At 39.6% G+C, this 19,000-nt stretch carries 15 protein-coding genes; 12 read left to right on the top strand and 3 right to left on the bottom strand.

Features of this window, described 5'->3' with window-relative positions:
- Positions 1-197 precede the first annotated feature (197 nt).
- Positions 198-467, top strand: coding sequence for a hypothetical protein (locus OCI93_RS04195; RefSeq protein WP_261625830.1), 270 nt, complete (start codon positions 198-200; stop codon positions 465-467).
- 379 nt (positions 468-846) lie between these two features.
- On the opposite strand, the gene OCI93_RS04200 is transcribed toward OCI93_RS04195, so the two are convergent.
- Entirely contained in the window at positions 847-1,866 is a 1,020-nt protein-coding gene (locus OCI93_RS04200; RefSeq protein ID WP_261592807.1) for a LacI family DNA-binding transcriptional regulator, read from the bottom strand.
- Between the two features lie 298 nt (positions 1,867-2,164).
- Between OCI93_RS04200 and glk the strand changes: the two genes are divergently transcribed.
- The 5 genes from glk to OCI93_RS04225 all read left to right on the top strand — a co-directional run bounded on the left by glk (position 2,165) and on the right by OCI93_RS04225 (position 7,514).
- Positions 2,165-3,163 (top strand): glucokinase, encoded by a 999-nt coding sequence (gene glk / locus OCI93_RS04205; protein ID WP_261592808.1) that lies wholly within the window; start codon positions 2,165-2,167, stop codon positions 3,161-3,163.
- 21 nt (positions 3,164-3,184) lie between these two features.
- Entirely contained in the window at positions 3,185-4,207 is a 1,023-nt protein-coding gene (locus OCI93_RS04210) for a LacI family DNA-binding transcriptional regulator (RefSeq protein WP_261592809.1), read from the top strand.
- 168 nt (positions 4,208-4,375) lie between these two features.
- Entirely contained in the window at positions 4,376-4,615 is a 240-nt protein-coding gene (locus OCI93_RS04215) for a YdcH family protein (RefSeq protein WP_261592810.1), read from the top strand.
- Between the two features lie 406 nt (positions 4,616-5,021).
- Positions 5,022-5,630 carry a MarC family protein gene (locus OCI93_RS04220; RefSeq protein WP_261592811.1) on the top strand — a complete coding sequence of 203 codons (609 nt, stop codon included), beginning with the start codon at positions 5,022-5,024 and terminating at the stop codon, positions 5,628-5,630.
- Between the two features lie 276 nt (positions 5,631-5,906).
- Positions 5,907-7,514, top strand: coding sequence for a putative bifunctional diguanylate cyclase/phosphodiesterase (locus OCI93_RS04225; RefSeq protein ID WP_261592812.1), 1,608 nt, complete (start codon positions 5,907-5,909; stop codon positions 7,512-7,514).
- A 258-nt stretch (positions 7,515-7,772) separates the two neighbouring features.
- Here the strand turns inward: OCI93_RS04225 and OCI93_RS04230 are convergent, their stop codons facing one another.
- The gene (locus OCI93_RS04230) at positions 7,773-8,744 is read right to left on the bottom strand and encodes a LysR family transcriptional regulator (RefSeq protein ID WP_261625831.1); all 972 of its coding nucleotides are present in this window, start codon (positions 8,742-8,744) and stop codon (positions 7,773-7,775) included.
- A 121-nt stretch (positions 8,745-8,865) separates the two neighbouring features.
- Here OCI93_RS04230 and OCI93_RS04235 point away from each other — a divergent pair, with 121 nt between their 5' ends.
- From OCI93_RS04235 to OCI93_RS04250, 4 genes are all read left to right on the top strand, one after another.
- Positions 8,866-10,050, top strand: a complete 1,185-nt coding sequence (locus OCI93_RS04235; RefSeq protein ID WP_261592814.1) for an efflux RND transporter periplasmic adaptor subunit — start codon at positions 8,866-8,868, stop codon at positions 10,048-10,050.
- A 3-nt stretch (positions 10,051-10,053) separates the two neighbouring features.
- The gene (locus tag OCI93_RS04240; protein WP_261592815.1) at positions 10,054-13,221 is read left to right on the top strand and encodes an efflux RND transporter permease subunit; all 3,168 of its coding nucleotides are present in this window, start codon (positions 10,054-10,056) and stop codon (positions 13,219-13,221) included.
- Positions 13,222-13,317: 96 nt separating this feature from the next.
- Positions 13,318-14,325: a zinc-binding dehydrogenase gene (locus OCI93_RS04245; protein WP_261592816.1), complete on the top strand. Its 1,008-nt coding sequence runs from the start codon at positions 13,318-13,320 to the stop codon at positions 14,323-14,325.
- A gap of 295 nt (positions 14,326-14,620) precedes the next feature.
- A complete protein-coding gene (locus tag OCI93_RS04250) occupies positions 14,621-15,205 on the top strand; it encodes an MlaC/ttg2D family ABC transporter substrate-binding protein (RefSeq protein ID WP_261592817.1) in 585 nt (194 codons plus the stop codon).
- A 61-nt stretch (positions 15,206-15,266) separates the two neighbouring features.
- Here OCI93_RS04250 and OCI93_RS04255 read toward each other — a convergent pair whose 3' ends face one another.
- Positions 15,267-16,067, bottom strand: coding sequence for a DUF2989 domain-containing protein (locus OCI93_RS04255; protein WP_261592818.1), 801 nt, complete (start codon positions 16,065-16,067; stop codon positions 15,267-15,269).
- A gap of 144 nt (positions 16,068-16,211) precedes the next feature.
- Between OCI93_RS04255 and OCI93_RS04260 the strand changes: the two genes are divergently transcribed.
- Both OCI93_RS04260 and OCI93_RS04265 read left to right on the top strand, forming a co-directional pair.
- Positions 16,212-17,657, top strand: coding sequence for a glyceraldehyde-3-phosphate dehydrogenase (locus OCI93_RS04260; protein ID WP_261625832.1), 1,446 nt, complete (start codon positions 16,212-16,214; stop codon positions 17,655-17,657).
- Between the two features lie 159 nt (positions 17,658-17,816).
- Positions 17,817-18,944, top strand: coding sequence for a M14 family metallopeptidase (locus tag OCI93_RS04265; protein ID WP_261592820.1), 1,128 nt, complete (start codon positions 17,817-17,819; stop codon positions 18,942-18,944).
- Positions 18,945-19,000 lie beyond the last annotated feature (56 nt).

The raw sequence follows: 19,000 nt of genomic DNA on the forward strand, positions 1-19,000 counted from the left end.
GATGTTGCCAGTAATGTCGAAAGCATTGCTTATCAACGTAGTAAGTTTTAGTAGCTGAGTACTCACATGATTAAATTAATAAAATTGCGCTCAATTTGTTTGCAGTCATAACGTTTGGCTGTGCTTCATCTAAACCACAGATGTCGACGCTTGAAACACGAAGTATGCAAACAAAAGAGTATGAAAGTACCACTTAGTTGGTTGTATATAAGGCATTGATCAATGCACTATTAGATAGAGAGTTTTCGTTAAAGGCGTCAGACTCTGATGCTGGCATAGTACTCGCTAGTTACACTACGACGAAGCTAAATAAAGGTGAAGTACTAACTAAGGCGCTTGCTACTTATTTTACGTTCGGACTTAATTGGGTTTTTGGAGACAACAATTTGGAAGATGCTTTACAGATAGATGTCTCTGCAAACGTAACTCAAATTCATGGGCTACAAATGTTCGTATTAATGCTGTAGCGAAAAAAATGAATAGTAATGGAGAAATTTTAGAGTCAGAAATGATAGTTGCACCTGAGTATTACAGTTCTATTTTTGAACAGATTGAAAAGTCAGTATTCTTAGAGCAAAACTTGAACTAAATCTGGTACTAGCTGAGTTAAAAATTGCGCATTTGGAGCAACCAAATAGCGAATTTTTTTGTTTATAGGGATGTTAGTACCTCGGTGATAGCAAGATGCCAGAGCGTTGTTATCGATACAGTTTTACTTTCTAAAGAGAGATCACTTAATTAAGCCGATTGGTATAAAAAGCGCGCGGCTTGCAAATTAAAGTCGCGCTTTATCGCTATTAATTGTCATATAGATGAACAAATATGGGCTAAAGTTACCTCTGTTTATTATGTATTTCTTACAATTAAATTGGGTGGTAATAGAGTACACTCAACTTTCTCACCTTTGATGAGATTCAATAAATTTGACACCAACATTTGCCCTGCAAGGGTTGTATTTTGCTCAATGGTTGTTAGGGATGGTGATACATAACTGGCTGCCGGTATATTATCAAAGCCAACAACTCGTACATCGTTAGGAACTAAAATGCCTGCCTCTTGTAATGCTCGAATCGCACCGATTGCAATTAAATCACTTGCTGCAAATAGTGCGTTAAAAGAGATATTATTGGCAATTAAAGATTTGGTTGCATGGTAGCCAGAGTCTTCGGTAGAAATTGCATTGGCTATTTTACGTTCGCTGAGGGTTATATTATGTTGCTCGAAAGTGTTTTTAAAGCCCTCATAGCGGGCAAAAAACTCAGGGCTATGCTCTGATGCATCTCCAATAAATGCGCAGTCCGTGCGTTTGTGTTCAATCAAGTATTTAGCTGCGAGTTGACCTCCACCATAATTGTCGCAACTGACGCTGAGATCTTCGCGGCCATCCACTTTTGCGCCCCAGCACACAAACTTAGTATCTTGATCTAATAACTGTTGAAGGCGTGATTGATAGTCTAAATAGTCTCCATAGCCAAGCAATATAATACCATCCGCTCGGTGGCTATCTTCATAATCCGCACGCCAATCTTGGCTACTAGATTGGAATGAAACCAGCAAGTCGTAGCCTTCTTTTGAGCATGCACGAGTGATACTGCCTAACATGCTCAAGAAAAAAGGGTTGATTTGTGACTCATCGGTGGTTGGGTCTTCAAATAGTAAAAGTGCCAGTGTGCTGCTTTGTTGCGTGCGTAAGTTACTGGCATTCTTATCAACTTTATAATTTAACTTGGCTGCCATTTCGTGGACTTTTCGACGAGTTTCTTCATTAACTAAAGGACTGTTTCTCAAAGCACGAGATACTGTAGACTGTGATACACCTGCATAATGGGCGATATCAAAAGACGTCGCTTTACCTTTATGTTTCATTTTTATACTCGTGTGAAGTTATCTCAACCATTGTCAGGATTTGAATAAATTTTTCAACCAATTTCCACAGAAACATTAATTTTTTATTGCCACATTCTGACACCGGTGTCATAATGTGGTTGTTTTATCATTTTGTTGTCAAAACGTATTGGCTGCTCAACGTGTGTGGGCAGCATTTTTTACGTCAGTTAGCGTGCAAAATTAACTGAATGACCAATAGAAATAATTGCATTGGCACATCAAGCTTAGTGCATAAAAATAAGCGCAGATCTCGCGCAATGGCAAAAGAGAAAACAACATGACCCAGACAACAAGTTACCAACAGCAAGACTTTGAGCCGATTGTAGTTGCTGATATTGGTGGAACGAACGCACGATTTGCGGTTGTTACACATTATTGTCAACAAACTTATCAATTTGAAATACAATATCAAACAACTTATCCAAGCGCTGAATTTCAATCATTTGAAAGTGCCTTAAACCGCTATATTGAACAGCTCCCAATTATCAAGCCGACAAGAGCTAGCCTTGCCGTGGCTGGGCCAATAAAATCTCAGCAAGTATATTTAACTAATTTAGGCTGGCATTTCGGTATTGCTGAGCTTAAAAAGCAAATGCGTTTTGATGAACTGGCAGTGATTAATGATTTTGCTGCGTTTGCTTACGCAGCGCCTTATTTAGATGCTGAGCAAAATTTAATGATAAAATCGGGGCAGCCAGAACCCGATGCGAATATTGCGGTTATGGGTCCTGGTACTGGATTTGGTGCAGCATGTTTGGCGCGTGATATTAACGGCAGTGCGGTGATGAGTTGTGAAGCGGGTCATATAAATCTTGCTCCTGTAACAGCGTTAGACAGGCAGTTGCTACATGCATTACGTGCTAATTTGCAGCATGTTTCGATAGAAAGTGTATTTTCAGGCCCAGGGATTGCACGTTTGTATCGTGCTATGGCAGAGGTTAAGGGCCATACACCGATGGATTTAAACGCAGAGCAAATTAGTCAATTGGCTGCTGAATGTGAGGTGTGCGATGCTACGCTGACACATTTTTGTGACTGGATGGGTAGCGTAGCTGGCGATTTAGCACTTACGTTTGGTGCTTTGGGCGGCGTGTACATTGGCGGTGGAATTTTGCCTCGCATGACAGAGCGGCTATCATCTAGTCGCTTTATTGAAAGGTTTACTGAAAAAGGCTTAATGTCTCAATATGTGGGGCAGATACCAGTCACTTTGGTTGTACAAGACAATATTCCTTTAATTGGTGCCGCAGCGTGTTTGCATGAACGCCGCACTTAATCAGAGGTTTGGAATAATTGCATGAAAAAAGTAACCATTAATAGCGTTGCAACTTATGCTGGCGTATCTAAAAAAACGGTATCACGAGTGCTAAATAATGAGCCAAATGTGAGTCCAGCAACGCGTGAAAAAGTTTTAAAAGTATTTAAAGAGCTAGACTATACGCCAAATCCAATAGCACGTGGTCTAGCTAGAAACAGAAGCTTTATTATTGGTTGCTTATATGATAACCCCAGTAAAAGTTACATCACTCGTGTACAAAGCGGGGCGTTGGAAGCGTGCCATAAGCATAATTACAACTTACTTATTCACCCATGTGAATTACGCGGTGAAGCGTTAATTGAGAATATTGAGCATTTGCTCACCACCTCTCGATTGGACGGCATGGTATTGACGCCGCCATTTTCTGATTCACAAGAGCTAATTGCATTTTTAAAGAGAAAGAAAATTCATTTTGCTCGGGTTGCATCTGCTATTGAAGACAAAGATTCTATCTCTGTACGGAGCAACGATGAGCAAGGCGCTTTTGAGATAACAGAGCACTTGATTAAGCTAGGCCACACAAGTATTGCGTTTATCAAAGGTCACCCAGATCACAGTGCCACTGAGCAGCGCTTTAGTGGTTATCAAAGAGCGCTTACTGTGCATAATATCGAATTTGACAGCGAACTGGTTGCTGAGGGTAACTTTAGTTATCATTCAGGGGCGGACAGCGCGAAGGAGATATTGGACTTGCAACCTACACCTAGTGCCGTGTTTGCCTCTAACGATTATATGGCTGCTGCGGTATTGAAACTAGCAACACAACGCCAGCTGCAAGTACCCAAAGATATTTCTATTGCTGGGTTTGATAATGCGCCGATTGCTCGCCATATTTGGCCGGGTTTAACCACCATAGCACAACCAGTTGAAGAGATGACCAGACAGGCTGTGGAGCAACTAATTCTCCAGATAAGTGATGAACAAACATCAGTATATCAAGCGACGTTAGAAGCTAAGCTTATTACGCGTGAATCAACTGCAAAGCATCTAGTTGATGACTGATTAGGTTATCGATTTTAATTCTTATACTTGCCCAAAGCCTTACTTTTTTGTAAGGCTTTTTTGTATTGAATATGGCGATAAGATTGTGTTAGATCAAAGTTTTAGTATGACTTGAGGCGTAATGTAAAGACTCCTACTTACACACATACATACAATAGGAATGAAGCAATGCATATTGAACGCCACAGTCTTGCAAAAGAATTACCAGAATTTAAAGATAAAATTCATGAATTAAAAATGAAAGACCGCCATTTCGCACGTTTGTTTGATGATTATCATAATCTCGATCACGAAGTTATTCGTATTGAAGAAGGGGTGGAAAATACCTCCGATGAGTACCTAGACTCTTTGAAAAAGCAACGTTTACATTTAAAAGATCAATTATACGCGATTCTTAAATCTGCATGATTAATTTGATTTTTATTTAGTTAAGATATTAAGGGTTTTTCTTACCTTTATAGGGCTCTCACATCAAATGCGTTTTTACGCGATAGAAGCTGGCTGTGAGAGCTTGTTATAAATTAATTAATGAAGGCTACTTTTGCATTTTGACTCAGTGAGGTAAGGCTGTGTTTATATGCATGTTTCTACTCCGTCTTTCCAATGTTATATCCAGTGCATTGTTCAAGCAGGTTTTCTTGAACTGGACAAAGGATAGCCAAACGCATTCATGTTCAATATGACAAATGAAATAACAATAGCGTAGCTAATCTTTACATGCGAATATACCGCCAAGATGCTGCTTAGTTAACTACTTTCAAGCAGTGAGAATATGAATATGGTATGTGCTTAAAATAGTGAGGTTTTTGAACGAATGATAGATTTTTTGGCTGTGTTTATCGTGTTCTTTGCCGTTATTGACCCAATTGGCACTGTCCCCGTCTTTATTGCTGCAACACGAGGGTATGATGCAAAAGCAAAAAGAAGAATAGCGCTTATCTCTGGTTTAGCCGCAACGCTGATTTTATTGTTTTTTGTTGTGGCGGGAGAGTTAATTTTAAAAGCGATGGCCATTCCGCTTCCAGCATTTCAAATTGCAGGGGGTATCGTATTATTTTTATTCGCTTTATCAATGATCTTTGGAGAAAGTAAGCCAGAAGAAGAGGTCCGTTTGGTCAACAAATATCACGAGACGGCTATCTTTCCACTAGCAGTACCTTCTATCGCAGGCCCTGGTGCTATGTTGGCTGCCGTGCTGATGACAGAGAATGCACGGGTAAGCTTGTGGCAGCAAGTGCAAATATCAGGTGTAATGATAGTTGTTGTGATACTTGCTATATTTTTAATGCTGATGGCGAGCAAAATTCATAACTTAATCGGTAATGCAGGTGCCATTGTTATTAGTAAAGTTATGGGGTTGATCCTTGCGGCAGTCGCCACAACCAATACGCTCGCAGGTTTTAAAAGTTACTTTAGTTTATAACGCTAACAGCTAGCACTGCCTTTTTAAAAGGGTGCTAAAAGCTAGCCCTTCACTTTTCACTAAACGAAGATTCGAATAGTTGTTCTGCCTTTTTATCTTATCGGTAATCGACTCTCTATATGGCGTGCAAATTTACTTTGTTATGCTGACACCTTAGCTCAGAGCAAATGAAATGTTAAACCAACTAGTATGAATAATTCACGCGCAAGCTAAAACAACCGATTGTCAAATTTTCCACTATACTTTCATTCATTGCATCAATAATGGTGAAAATATGTGGAATCCTTAGCATTTGTTCTGGTTTTTGGCGGTATTATTGGGCTATGCACCTCACTTTTTTTAGCCCATAAAATTTGTCAAATATCAATTCACCTTGGGTGGCGTGTTCTGTTCGGCTTAATCGTATTTTTTATTCTTGGCTATAGTACTTTTTCAGTTTATTTATTTGAGCAAACACACGTTGACTTTCTTAATATTGGCTTGGCGAGTATTCTTTTTTTTGGCTCTATTTTTGTTGTATTAGTTAACTACCTTGCACGGCAAAGTCTTGAATCCCTTAATAAGTTGGTAGAATATGAACGCTTTCATGCTCAAACTGACTTTCTTACCAAACTTAATAACCGTGAACATTGTATCAATACGATAGAAGAAAGAATCGTTCATAAAAAGTGCTTTGCAGTTATGTTAATTGATCTTAACAATTTTAAAAAAATCAATGATTCGGTAGGGCATCTTTTTGGTGATAAAGTCTTACTGGCGTTATCTGAACGCTTAAAAGTGGCGTTGTTACCAAAAAATGAATTATTTCGCATTGGAGGAGATGAGTTTGTTTTATTAATTGATGACACAACTGAAACGTCAATTTATGAGCAAAACAATGCATTGTTAAACGCCCTTGAGGAGCCTTTGCAAATTGAGGGAATGTCTGTTGATGTGCAATATAGTGCCGGTGCTAGTATTTACAATGGTCAAAAACGGCACGACAGTGTTGAGCTACTCAAAGGCGCTGATATTGCTATGTACAAAGCAAAGCATTCAAAACAGTCATTGGTTATATTTGACGAGGCACTCCATGTACAAAACGAGCATGACTTTTTAATCTCAGTTAGTTTAAAAGAGGCTTTTACACAACAAACAATAAAAGTATTTTATCAACCTATTATATGTGCAAAGTCGGCAGAGGTACATGCCGTGGAGGCATTGTGCCGTTGGCCGCAGGCTAACGGTAAAATGATAATGCCTGAGGATTTTGTTCATATAGCAGAAAGCAGTAATTTAATTAGGCAACTAAGTTTGTTTGTTATTAAGCAAGTATTTGTTGATCTTCCCAAATTACTCGAATGTGATAATAATCTAGTGGTACACATTAACTTATCAAGTCATGACTTTTTAAATAATGAGCTGCTAAAACTTCTAGCCAGTTTATTAACTCACAGCAAAGTGAATGCAAAACATGTAATGTTTGAATTGACAGAAACAATGATGGTAAGTGATATCCAGCAATCTCATGCATTAATTGATGTATTAATTGATATGGGGTTTGCGGTGTGCGTTGATGATTTTGGTAGTGGCTGTTCTTCGTTTAAAGTATTGAGAGACTTACCTGTTTCTCAAATTAAAGTTGACCCTTCTTTTATTGAGTCCTGTTTATATGATGAAAAGTCACAAATCATTGTAGAAGCTGCGATGTTCATAGCGAAACGATTGCGCTGTGGTGTGACTGCGGTAGGGGTTAATGATGATCGAGTTGTTGATTTTTTGCGCGATTTAAATTGTGATTATTTGCAAGGGTTTAATATTAGCGAAGCGTTACCATTGAATGAGTGTATAAAATGGATTAGTTCAAATAGTTTAGTCAAAAGTGCTTTACGTAAATATGAGTGAAATATTTTATGAACTTGAATGGTCTATATTTATGATAGCCATATATTAGGATTTAGAAGAATGTGTAGCTCTGTAAAATCAACACCGTCTATCTCAGGTAGCAAATTAAAGTCAATCCCAAATTTAACTGAATCTCAACGTCAGCGCTTTACTCAAGTTGCAAATGCCGCGGCTGAGCGCAGAGAAAGAGTTAATAAATTTCATCAATCTAATCACAAGAAGTCTCATAAAAGCTTGTACCAAAAGATCCTTTGTTGTTTAAAAAAGTGGTAACTTTATGTCGGGCTTAAAGCCGTATAAACTATCAAAGTTAGGGATGTTCTTTTCCCAAATTGGTACATCTTTGCCAATGTATTCACGCATGGCATCAAAAAATAATCGGGTCCTGACAGGTAGATCTCGGTGTGGGTATACGGCATAAAGTGCAGCATAATCGATGAGCGTAACATGCGTCATTAATGGCGTGAGCAGTCCATTAATGATTTCTTGGTCAACTAAAAATGCAGGAACTGTACAGAAGGCGGTATCAGAGAGTACCTTCGTTATTAATAATTCACCATCATTGCTACGATAAATACTTTTTATTGGTACCTCACTGAGCTCGTTGTTATCGTTTAGGTAACTAATTCCAGTAAACCTCAAGCCCTCACTCGCATACGAAGCTGCAGGTAAAGTACTTAAATCTGCCATAGACTTTGGTTCACCAAAGGTACTAATAAATTGTGAGGTAGCTAATATGATTAACCTATTTCGAGCTATTTTACGAGCAATCAGCGATGAGTCTTTAGGTTCACCGACACGAAATGCTAAATCGTAGCCTTCGCCAACGATATCGACAAGTCTATCCTCTAATCGCAACTCAATTTCAACTTGAGGAAAACGTTTTTGAAATTCATTGATCACAGGCTGTACGTACCTTCTTCCAATGATGGTTGAACTTGTGATCCTAAGTAGGCCTTTGGGTTCGGTATGGTAGTTTTCTGCAAGTAGGTGTGTTTCGCTGAGGAGTTTGCGCAGTTGCTGTGCTTTTTTTACCATCTCAGCGCCAGCGGCTGTTAATGAGAAGGAACGAGTTGTTCGGTTGAGTAACCTAACGCTTAATTCCTCTTCTAATTTACTGATTTGTTTGGAAATAACAGAGCGATCAATATTACGATGTTGCGCTGCTTTTGCAAAAGACCCTCGTTCAATAACATCTAAAAAAATTAATAAACGCGTACTTGTATCCATGGTTTTCTGCCAATAATTTATATTGGTGCTATTTTGGCACTAAATAAATTAAAAATCGATGCTTTTTTGGCTTTTGTCCATTCTATATACTGAGCATCACATAGGAAGAGGAGATAAAACCATGAAAAAATCATTAGTGACGATAGCTATCTTAGGATGCTTGGCTTATTTAACAGGATGTAGTGAGTCACATGCGGATGCGCCTGCTCAACAAGTGCAAGCCTTTAAACAGCCTATTGATGTGGCTGCTGTTAAAGAATACCCAGTTCAAACTTGGTTTACTTATACTAGCCGTTTAGAAGCGATGGAGTTTGTGCAGCTGAAACCTCGGGTTTCAGGCAATATTGCACAAGTAAACTTTGAAGAAGGGCAGCAAATTAACAAAGGCGATGTGTTGTTTACTCTTGATGAGCGTCCTTTCATGGTTAAAGTTGCAGAATTAAAAGCACAACTAGCTAGTGCTAAAGCGCAATTATCACAAGCAAAAAATGATTTGAAACGTGCTGATCGTTTACTGGCTAGTAAGTCAATTTCGCAAGAGGAAGTTGAGCATCGCCGCTCTCTACTTGCTCAACACAAGGCAAATGTACAAGCAACTAAGGCGAAATTAGATGCTGCTGAGTTGGACTTAGCTTATAGCAAAGTAAAAGCACCGATAAATGGTGTTGTATCTCGCGCAGAGCTTACCAAAGGAAATACGGTTCAAGCAGGAGTCAGCTTACTCACACACCTTGTTTCTGATGATTACGTGTATGCATACTTCGATATTAATGAACGCACATGGCATCAACAATTTAACCAGTTAAAAGGTGATAAGACAACGCAAGTGGTAATGCAAATGCTTGGCGAACAAGGTTTTAACCACGGCGGAGTCATCGACTTTGTAGATAACCGCATTGATATTGAAACAGGTACACTGCGTGTTAGAGCACTCTTTAGAGCCACAGATCAACTCAAACCAGGTGCATTTGCGCGAATTCGTGTTGCCGCTGATGATGTGAAGCAACATGTATTAGTACCTGAAAAAGCAATCGGCACTGATCTTAAAAATCGTTTTGTATTAGTGACTGATGAACAAAATGTTTTGCAATATCGGCCTGTCACTTTAGGGGATCGTTATGGTCAAATGAGAGCGATAACTCAGGGTCTTCAAGCAGGTGATAAAATAGCTGTTAATGGCCCGGCAAGAGTGGGCCCTGGCATGCCAGTTGCACCTCAACTAGTTGAAATTGAACCTGAACATGCATCATTGGTCATGACCAAGCAAGCTGTAAAGGCTTTGTTGGTTGCTAAGCGCGGAGAATAATCAATGTCGTTTTCTCACTTTTTTATTCATAGGCCAATATTTGCGGCTATGTTGTCGTTAATCATCTTTATTGCTGGTGCTTTGAGCTTATTTCAGTTACCAGTCAGTGAATATCCAGAGGTGGTGCCACCCACAGTAGTCGTTTCTGCAAGTTATCCTGGTGCTAATCCAAAAGTGATTGCACAAACGGTTGCAACCCCACTTGAGCAGGAAATCAATGGTACAGAGAACATGCTTTATATGTTTTCACAAGCGACTAGCGATGGCCGTATGACTTTAACTGTAACATTTGCGCTCGGTACAGACTTAGACCGTGCACAAGTTCAGGTTCAAAATAGAGTTAATAGTGCACTGCCTCGCTTGCCCCAAGAGGTCCAGCGCTTGGGTGTCGTTGCTGAAAAGGCATCGCCTGATTTAACGATGGTAGTTCATTTATACTCACCAGAAAACAGCCATGATACGGCTTATTTATCTAACTACGCTGACTTATATGTGAAAGATGAAATTGCGCGCTTGAGTGGAGTGGGTGATGTTCAGCTATTTGGTGGTGGAAAATATGCCATGCGTGTATGGCTTAACCCTGATGCTCTAGCATCAAACCAACTGACAGCAATGGATGTAGTAAGTGCACTCAGAGAGCAAAATCAGCAAGTTGCTGCAGGTAGTTTAGGTGCACAACCAGCAGCTAATGAGTCACAATTTCAAGTTCTTTTAAATGTTCGAGGGCGTTTGAGCAGTATTGAAGAATTTGAGCAAGTGGTGATCAAAGTTGGAGAACAAGGTGCAATTACACGCCTTAAAGATGTTGCCCGCATTGAGCTTGGGCAAGACCAGTATGCATTAAGAGCGCTTTTAAACGGGCAACCAGCTTTAGCGATGCCGATTTTTCAGCGTCCAGGTTCAAATGCGATTGAACTTTCAGATCAAGTACGTGCAACTATGGCACGATTAAGTGAGTCGTTCCCTGATGGTGTTGAGTATGACATTGTCTACGACCCCACGGTGTTTGTGCGCGGGTCAATTGATGCTGTAATAAAAACGCTGTTAGAAGCCATTGTATTGGTCGTACTTGTGGTTATCTTGTTTTTACAAACATGGCGTGCGTCTATCATTCCATTGATTGCTGTACCTGTATCTTTAGTGGGGACTTTCGCTGTAATGCAATGGTTGGGTGTATCTATTAATACGTTGTCTTTATTTGGTCTAGTGTTGGCCATCGGTATTGTGGTGGATGATGCGATAGTTGTCGTTGAAAATGTTGAACGTAATATTGCCAATGGTCTAAGCCCTGTAGAGGCCACTAAATTGGCGATGAATGAAGTAACAGGCCCTATTATTGCAATCGCTTTAGTACTGTGTGCAGTATTCATTCCGACCGCTTTTATCACAGGACTGTCGGGTCAATTTTATAAACAGTTTGCTCTAACAATAACAATATCAACGATTATTTCTGCGATTAACTCATTGACGCTATCGCCTGCATTATCTGCATTGTTACTTAAACCTCATAACAGTGCGCCAGATAAACTCACGGTTTTGCTTGATAAGCTATTTGGTCGTTGGTTGTTCAAGCCGTTTAATCGGTTTTTTGAAAAAAGCGGTGAAGGGTATGAGAAATTAGTTAAAAAACTCATTCGACTCTCTACAGTTGTTGCCGTGTTGTATCTTGTGTTGGTCGGCTCAACGGTTAAATTGTTTGATGTAGTACCAGGTGGTTTTATTCCTGCTCAAGATAAGCAGTACCTAGTCGCTATTGCACAGCTACCAGATGCCGCAAGTCTTGATAGAACTGAAGCTGTTACGAGAGAAATGGAAAAGATAGCACTTCAAGTTCCGGGCGTTGCCAATACGGTTTCATTCCCAGGCCTATCAGTTAATGGGTTTACGAATAGCCCTAATTCGGCGATTGTATTTACACCATTAGAAGATTTTGCCAGTCGAGATGACCCAAGCTTGTCAGCTATGGCGATTGCCGATGAGCTCAATAAGCGCTTTACTGCAATTGATGAAGCATTTGTTGCGGTTTTTCCACCACCGCCAATTCAAGGGCTAGGTACTACAGGTGGTTTTAAGCTGCAAATTGAAGACCGAGGAAATAAAGGGTTTGAAGCATTGTTTGAGGCATTGCAAAAAGTAACTAATGAGGCACGAAAAGACCCAGCACTGACAGGTATATTTTCAAGTTTTAGAATCCAAGTACCACAAATGGATATTGATATAGACAGAGAGCAAGCGTTGCTGCAAGGCATTCCCTTATCTGAAGTATTTAATGCACTTCAAGTTTATATGGGCTCTTTGTACGTGAACGATTTTAATTTGTTTGGTCGTACTTATCAGGTGACAGCGCAAGCTCAGGCACAAAGCCGCTTAGACCCCCAGCAGATTTTGGCACTGAAGGTACGTAATGTGCGTGGTGATATGGTGCCATTAGGGTCAGTGTTAACTGCAACGCCCACTACTGGGCCAGATAGAGTTATGCATTATAATGGCTATCCAAGCGCTGAGTTAAACGGTAGCCCTGCACCGGGGTATAGCTCAGATCAAGCGCAACAAGCGATAGAAGCAATTTTGGCTCAGCAGTTATCTGGTGGTATGGCTTATGAATGGACTGATGTCACTTACCAGCAAATTCTAGCTGGAAATACTATGATGTATATCTTTCCGCTGGTCGTATTACTTGTATTTATGGTGTTGGCAGCGCAGTACGAGAGCTTACGATTGCCGCTGGCAATCATCTTGATTGTACCAATGACTATATTTTCAGCGTTACTAGGGGTGTGGTGGGTAGGCGGAGATAATAATATTTTCACCCAAATTGCATTGATAGTGCTTGTGGCCCTTGCCTGTAAAAATGCGATTTTAATGGTGGAATTTGCCAAAGAGCAAACAGAAGAAGGGCAGTCTGCGTTTGACGCTATCATGACTGCGTGTCGGTTACGCTTAAGGCCAATTCTGATGACTTCTATCTCATTTACGGCGGGTGTAGTACCGTTGGTATTAGCATCGGGGGCAGGGGCAGAGATGCGCCATGCGATGGGCATAGCAGTATTTTTTGGTATGCTTGGTGTGACACTGTTTGGTTTATTATTTACGCCGGTATTTTATATGTTGGTGAATGGTAAAAATCAGCAAAAGCATGCCAATGCAGGCAATGATAAAACTTCTAGTTGAGCTATGTGACAATGAATGCTCTAATTGTTAAACAAAGAGGTTAGAGCAGCATTTAGCATAGCTAAACGTACCTAATAATTGAATATAGAGGATAGCGTGACAACGACGATACCCAAAAATATGAAAGCGATATTATTGAATAAAGTTGGGCAAAATTTTAACCTAGAGCAAGCGCAGGTCTCAGTTCCTAAAATGGCAGAACAGCAAGTACTTGTAAAAGTACAGTATGTGGGTTTGGGGGCGCTTGATGAGAAATTTGTTCAAATTGGTACACCATGTTGGCAATATCCTCGAATCTTTGGTTTTGATGCAGTAGGAACGGTTGTAGATGCGCCAAAGGGAATACATCCTCAAGTAGGCACTAAAGTTATGTGGCATAATGATATTAGTACTGCAGGTGTAATGAGTGAATATGCTTGTGTTGCAAATTATGCATTGACTGCATTACCAGAGGGTGTTGACTTGGCCAAAGCAGCGTGTTTGCCAACACCAGGTATGACTGCTTTAATAGCGTTGTTTAAATTACAGTTAAATGAAGGTGATTCTGTATTTATAGAGTCAGGACACTCTTGTACAGGTCAACTGGCGATTCAATTCGCTAAACAGCAGGGGCTGATGGTTTTTACAAATTGTCCGGATGATCAGCTGGAGTTGGTAAAAGAACTTGGCGCTGATGTTTTGTTCTCACAAGATGAACAAGACCTTGCTGCACAGATACAGCGAAAATATGGTTATGATGGCGTACAAGGTGTGATTGATTGCACTGGCGAGCATACCAACGAGCTCATATCATTATTGCAGTTTTGCGGGCGGATTAGTTGTATCTCGGGTCTCTCTCAATTAGATGATGCTTTATTGTTTAAAAAGGCACCCAATATAGGCATTGTTTCTTTACCTGGCGCTTGGCTGGCGAAAAGTATGTGTGCTCAACAAAGGATGTCGTTTTTAGGAAATATACTTATAGAAAACCTAGAGAGTGATTTGTTGAGAATGCCATTTCACGAGCAAATCAATTTTGATGCTGATGCTATCACGAATGCTTTAAAGACAAGAATAGGCTCGAGCCATTTTACTTACCAAAGTATAGAGGTAAGTGCAGACTAATCACTTGTCTTATTAGTGGTCACGTTTAAACAGATAATTGTGGCCACAACTTTGTTTGCAAACACTTTCATTATATTCCTTACAAATCCTAACACTTCTAGCTCACGGCTGCAGATATACTACACCCTATCAATATTTAAGCTCTTGGATCAGCATGGTTGCTAATGACTGATGTAGAGTTTGGTAAATTGTTCATTGGTGTTTTTTAGGCATCAAATATATGCACTTTTGCATCTTTTTCAGCATGAAATGTTTGCGTATCATACACGCAGATAAACATTTAGGACTTATGGTTATGAATAAATTACTCTTCGCATTTGCATTGTTTTTTTCTGCATTTAGCTTTTCGTCAGACACACCATATCAGTTGATTAATCAAGTGGGTGATGGGTTATTTTCCGATATAAAAGTGGTTAATAAAGAAGGTAAAGCAGAACCTACAGTTATGAAGAATATTGTCCGAAGTCGCTTGATGCCACATATTGATGTCAAGTTTGTTTCATTTAAGCTCTTAGGTAAGCATATTAAAGGGTTGCAACGTGCCGATGCGGTTGAGTTTATTGATGCAGTGGATAGTTATCTTGTAACAACTTATGCAAATGCGCTTATGCAATACAAAGGCCAGCAAGTGATATTTGAAGAATTACCGATTAGTAGTGACAGTCATTTTGCAACCGTTAAAGTTGTTATAAAAGAAACTTCAGGTCCAGATATCGATATGCATTTTAAATTCAGACAAAGCAATGACGGAAGCTGGAAAGTATATGACATGGTTGCTGAGGGTATTTCATTACTTAGCGCAAAACAAAAAGAGATCACCACACGTATATCAGAAGTGGGGCTTACAAAAGTGACTCATGAATTGAAAAGTAAGGCGTAACTAATTTAACTTTCCGACTTTAAAGTTAAAGCTTTAAGAGCAGCACTGAGCTGCTCTTTTTTTAAAACTCTCTTGGTGAAACAAATATACCTTCTTGTATTTGCGTATAAGTTTGTTGTGCGAGTTCATCATAAGAGTCTAATGACTTTCCCGCACTTATAAGTTGGTTTTCTATGGGGATGATATCTACATTTGTGTAGCCAGATAGAGTTGCTACTTTCGCGAAGGTGTAAGCGTGTTTATATTTTTCTTGTTTATAAAAAATGCTGGTTAATGTTTCATAAACCTCTGCAGCGGGATGTTGACCCGCTTGATTTAGCTCTAAGACACGGTACAGAATATTTATCGTTTTATCATCATCAATTTTTGCGTAAAACGTCGCTAAAAATAATTGCAGCTCAGAGTCGTTACGCACATCTTTTTGATCTTGCATATTTAGCAATTTGTTCATGGCTGCTTTATTATTGTTACGAGACCAATGATAGTACAGTAGCCCTGGATGAGAAGTATCTAAGGTTTCGTTAAAAATCCGGTTCATCTCTTTGAGGCTAGTTAAGTGACCTTCTACTCTTGAAGTGGTTTTTTCTTTTAGCTTTATGTGTTCTATTTTTGCAGCACGTGATACGCACTTGTTGTAGCCTTCAAATAATTTAAGTAATTGGTATTTGTTATTGTCGGTAGGCTCTTTATATTCATGATAGCGAGCGATTATGACATTGGCACGCTCTTCTCTACAATGACTATCAGTATTTAAGTCACTACACAAACCAGGGGTTTCGTTACAAACATGACTTAACGTTATGGTATCGTCGCACCCAGCCAACAGCAATACAGATAAGACAATAGATTGTCTTAATGCCATAAGACTTCCTCTAATGGTTAGTTGTTAATTAGTATTCTAGCCCAATGAATTGATGAGTAACAGTGGAGAATCAAAGCAGTTTAAATTAGAATAGCGATGCCCAAGTGGGCTATCCGTTCAAAAATTGTTTATTAGGCAGAAAAAATGACCTTATCTCACGAGCAAGAATATCAAAATAGCTGGCAAGAACGCCAAGATTACGCAGAAAACATGCAGCCAATTATTGGCCGTTTATACCGTAACGCAGGCATAGAAATTGCTGTTTACGGTCGTCCATTAGTAAATACGAGCACGATTGATGTAATTAAAGCACACAAAACGGTTGCTCGTTTTGAAGAGCGTAAATTGCGTTTGCGCGAAAGTTTTCCATTTCTAGAAGCAATCAGTAAAATGGACTTAGCGCCAGCACGTATTGATTTGGGCAAGTTAGCATACGGCTATATTTATAAGAATGCTGGCGAAGGTCGCTCTATTGAAGAATATTTAAACGCAGAATTAAGTGAGTTGCTCAATAAAGATGCAGAGCAAAAACCTCGTGACGTTGTGTTGTATGGTTTTGGCCGCATTGGTCGTTTATTAGCGCGCTTACTTATTGAACGTGGCGGCTCTCACGCTGATTTACGATTACGTGCAATTGTGGTTCGCGGTGGTCGTGATGGCGATTTAGAAAAACGTGCAAGCTTACTACGCCGAGACTCTATTCATGGGCCTTTTAATGGTTCGATTACTGTTGACCATGAAAAGAGTGCAATCAAAGCAAATGGTAATTACATCCAAATAATTTATTCAAACTCTCCTGATGAAGTAGATTATACAAAGTATGGTATTGAAAATGCTTTGATTGTTGATAATACAGGTATTTGGAAAGATGAAGATGGTCTTGGCCTTCACCTTAAATCTACCGGTGCGGCTAAAGTATTATTGACCGCACCTGCTAAAGGTGACATCAAGAACGTTGTTTATGGTGTAAATAACCAGGATATAAAAAACGAAGATAAAATTGTATCAGCAGCTAGCTGTACTACCAATGCTATCACACCAGTATTGAAAGCAATTAATGATAAGTTTGGTATTAAGAATGGCCATGTAGAAACAGTACATTCGTATACTAATGACCAAAACTTGATTGATAACTACCACAAAGCTGAACGCCGTGGTCGTAGTGCTGCATTGAATATGGTTATTACTTCAACTGGTGCAGCCAAAGCGGTTGCTAAAGCTCTACCTGAGCTTGCTGGTAAGTTGACAGGTAATGCTATTCGAGTACCTACGCCTAATGTGTCAATGGCGATTATTAACTTAAACCTTGAAAATGCGACTGACCGTGACGAGTTAAATGAGTTTTTACGTGACACGTCGTTGTATTCAGAGTTACGCGACCAAATAGATTATACGGCGTCAACAGAAATTGTATCAACTGACCTAGTAGGTAGTCGTTATGCGGGCGTAGTTGATTCCCAAGCTACTATTGTTGATGGTGACAGAGTTGTACTTTATGTATGGTACGATAATGAGTTTGGCTATAGCTGTCAGGTAGTGCGAGTAATGCGCGATATGGCAGAAGTCTCTTTTCCAAGCCTACCTCGTTAATACATTTTAGCCTCAAAAAGCCAGCTTTAGCTGGCTTTTTTGGTTTTTGAACTTATCATGCTGTGTTACTCTTGACCCTATTACGTTACAGGTAGATAACAAGATTAACAGCGCAGTGGTTCTATCTTATTAGTATGGAATGAAATATTAAGGTACATAATGAAGATCTCCAGTAATTTTGACAGTGGCAATATCAAGGTGCTTGATTCAAGCGAGCCACTTGATATTCAGTTAGAAATTAATCAAGACAATGAGTCGGAATTTTTCCAGTGGTTTCACTTTCGTCTCGAAAGCACACCGTTTTTATGTCATAAGTTACATATAAATGGTTTAGACAAGTCTGCTTACCCTGAGGGGTGGGACGACTATCATGCAGTCGCATCTTATGATCGCCAAACTTGGTTCAGAGTACCGAGTCAGTACGATAATGGTCAATTAGTTATTGATTTTGAACCTGAGTATGCGCATACCTACTTTGCTTATTTTACACCTTATAGTTATGAGCGCCATCTAGATTTAGTGTATTGGGCTCAAAGTCACGATATTAGTGACGTTGAGACACTAGGCGAAACTCTAGATGGACGAGATATTAGTTTATTGACGATAGGTGAACCCAGCGACGATAAAAAACATATTTGGATAACTGCTCGTCAACACCCCGGTGAAACTATGGCACAGTGGTTTGTTGAGGGGTTATTGCATAAACTACTTGATGATGAAGACCCTCATGCTGCTGCATTACTCTCAAAAGCAGTATTTCACATCATACCTAATATGAACCCTGATGGCAGTGTTAGAGGGCATCTTCGTACCAATGCAGCGGGTGTTAATTTAAATAGAGAATGGCAAACGCCGAGTTTAGAAAAATCACCTGAGGTTTATTATGTATTGAATAAAATGCATGAAACGGGTGTTGATATGTACTTAGATATCCATGGTGATGAAGCGCTACCATACAATTTTGTAGCTGGTGGTGAAGGTATTCCCAGTTACGATGCACGTATTAAAAACCTTGAAGAGGTGTTTAAAAATGCATTGCTCACTATTACACCTGAATTTCAAGATGAATTTGGCTATGATAAAGATGCACCTGGGAAGGCTAATTTAACTGTTGCTTCAAGTGCAGTTGGCGAGGCATTTAAAGTGTTGGCATTTACCATCGAAATGCCTTTTAAAGATAATGCCAATCTACCGGATCCATATTACGGTTGGTCTGACAGACGTTCATATCAATTTGGCCAAGATACATTAGCGGCTATCGTTAGTGTGGTAGATAACTTAAGATAATAAACAATGCAAAAAGCAACCTTATATATGGTTGCTTTTTACGTATAACAACAAGA

This window comes from Pseudoalteromonas holothuriae, assembly GCF_945859825.1.
GTDB lineage: Bacteria > Pseudomonadota > Gammaproteobacteria > Enterobacterales > Alteromonadaceae > Pseudoalteromonas > Pseudoalteromonas holothuriae.

What these genes read in the sequence shown, in the direction of transcription:
- OCI93_RS04255 (WP_261592818.1), bottom strand. Translation starts at nt 16,067, where the DNA reads ATGGCATTAAGACAATCTATTGTCTTATCTGTATTGCTGTTGGCTGGG.
- OCI93_RS04215 (WP_261592810.1), top strand. Translation starts at nt 4,376, where the DNA reads ATGCATATTGAACGCCACAGTCTTGCAAAAGAATTACCAGAATTTAAA.
- OCI93_RS04210 (WP_261592809.1), top strand. Translation starts at nt 3,185, where the DNA reads ATGAAAAAAGTAACCATTAATAGCGTTGCAACTTATGCTGGCGTATCT.
- OCI93_RS04250 (WP_261592817.1), top strand. Translation starts at nt 14,621, where the DNA reads ATGAATAAATTACTCTTCGCATTTGCATTGTTTTTTTCTGCATTTAGC.
- OCI93_RS04220 (WP_261592811.1), top strand. Translation starts at nt 5,022, where the DNA reads ATGATAGATTTTTTGGCTGTGTTTATCGTGTTCTTTGCCGTTATTGAC.
- glk (WP_261592808.1), top strand. Translation starts at nt 2,165, where the DNA reads ATGACCCAGACAACAAGTTACCAACAGCAAGACTTTGAGCCGATTGTA.
- OCI93_RS04265 (WP_261592820.1), top strand. Translation starts at nt 17,817, where the DNA reads ATGAAGATCTCCAGTAATTTTGACAGTGGCAATATCAAGGTGCTTGAT.
- OCI93_RS04230 (WP_261625831.1), bottom strand. Translation starts at nt 8,744, where the DNA reads ATGGATACAAGTACGCGTTTATTAATTTTTTTAGATGTTATTGAACGA.
- OCI93_RS04260 (WP_261625832.1), top strand. Translation starts at nt 16,212, where the DNA reads ATGACCTTATCTCACGAGCAAGAATATCAAAATAGCTGGCAAGAACGC.
- OCI93_RS04235 (WP_261592814.1), top strand. Translation starts at nt 8,866, where the DNA reads ATGAAAAAATCATTAGTGACGATAGCTATCTTAGGATGCTTGGCTTAT.
- OCI93_RS04240 (WP_261592815.1), top strand. Translation starts at nt 10,054, where the DNA reads ATGTCGTTTTCTCACTTTTTTATTCATAGGCCAATATTTGCGGCTATG.
- OCI93_RS04200 (WP_261592807.1), bottom strand. Translation starts at nt 1,866, where the DNA reads ATGAAACATAAAGGTAAAGCGACGTCTTTTGATATCGCCCATTATGCA.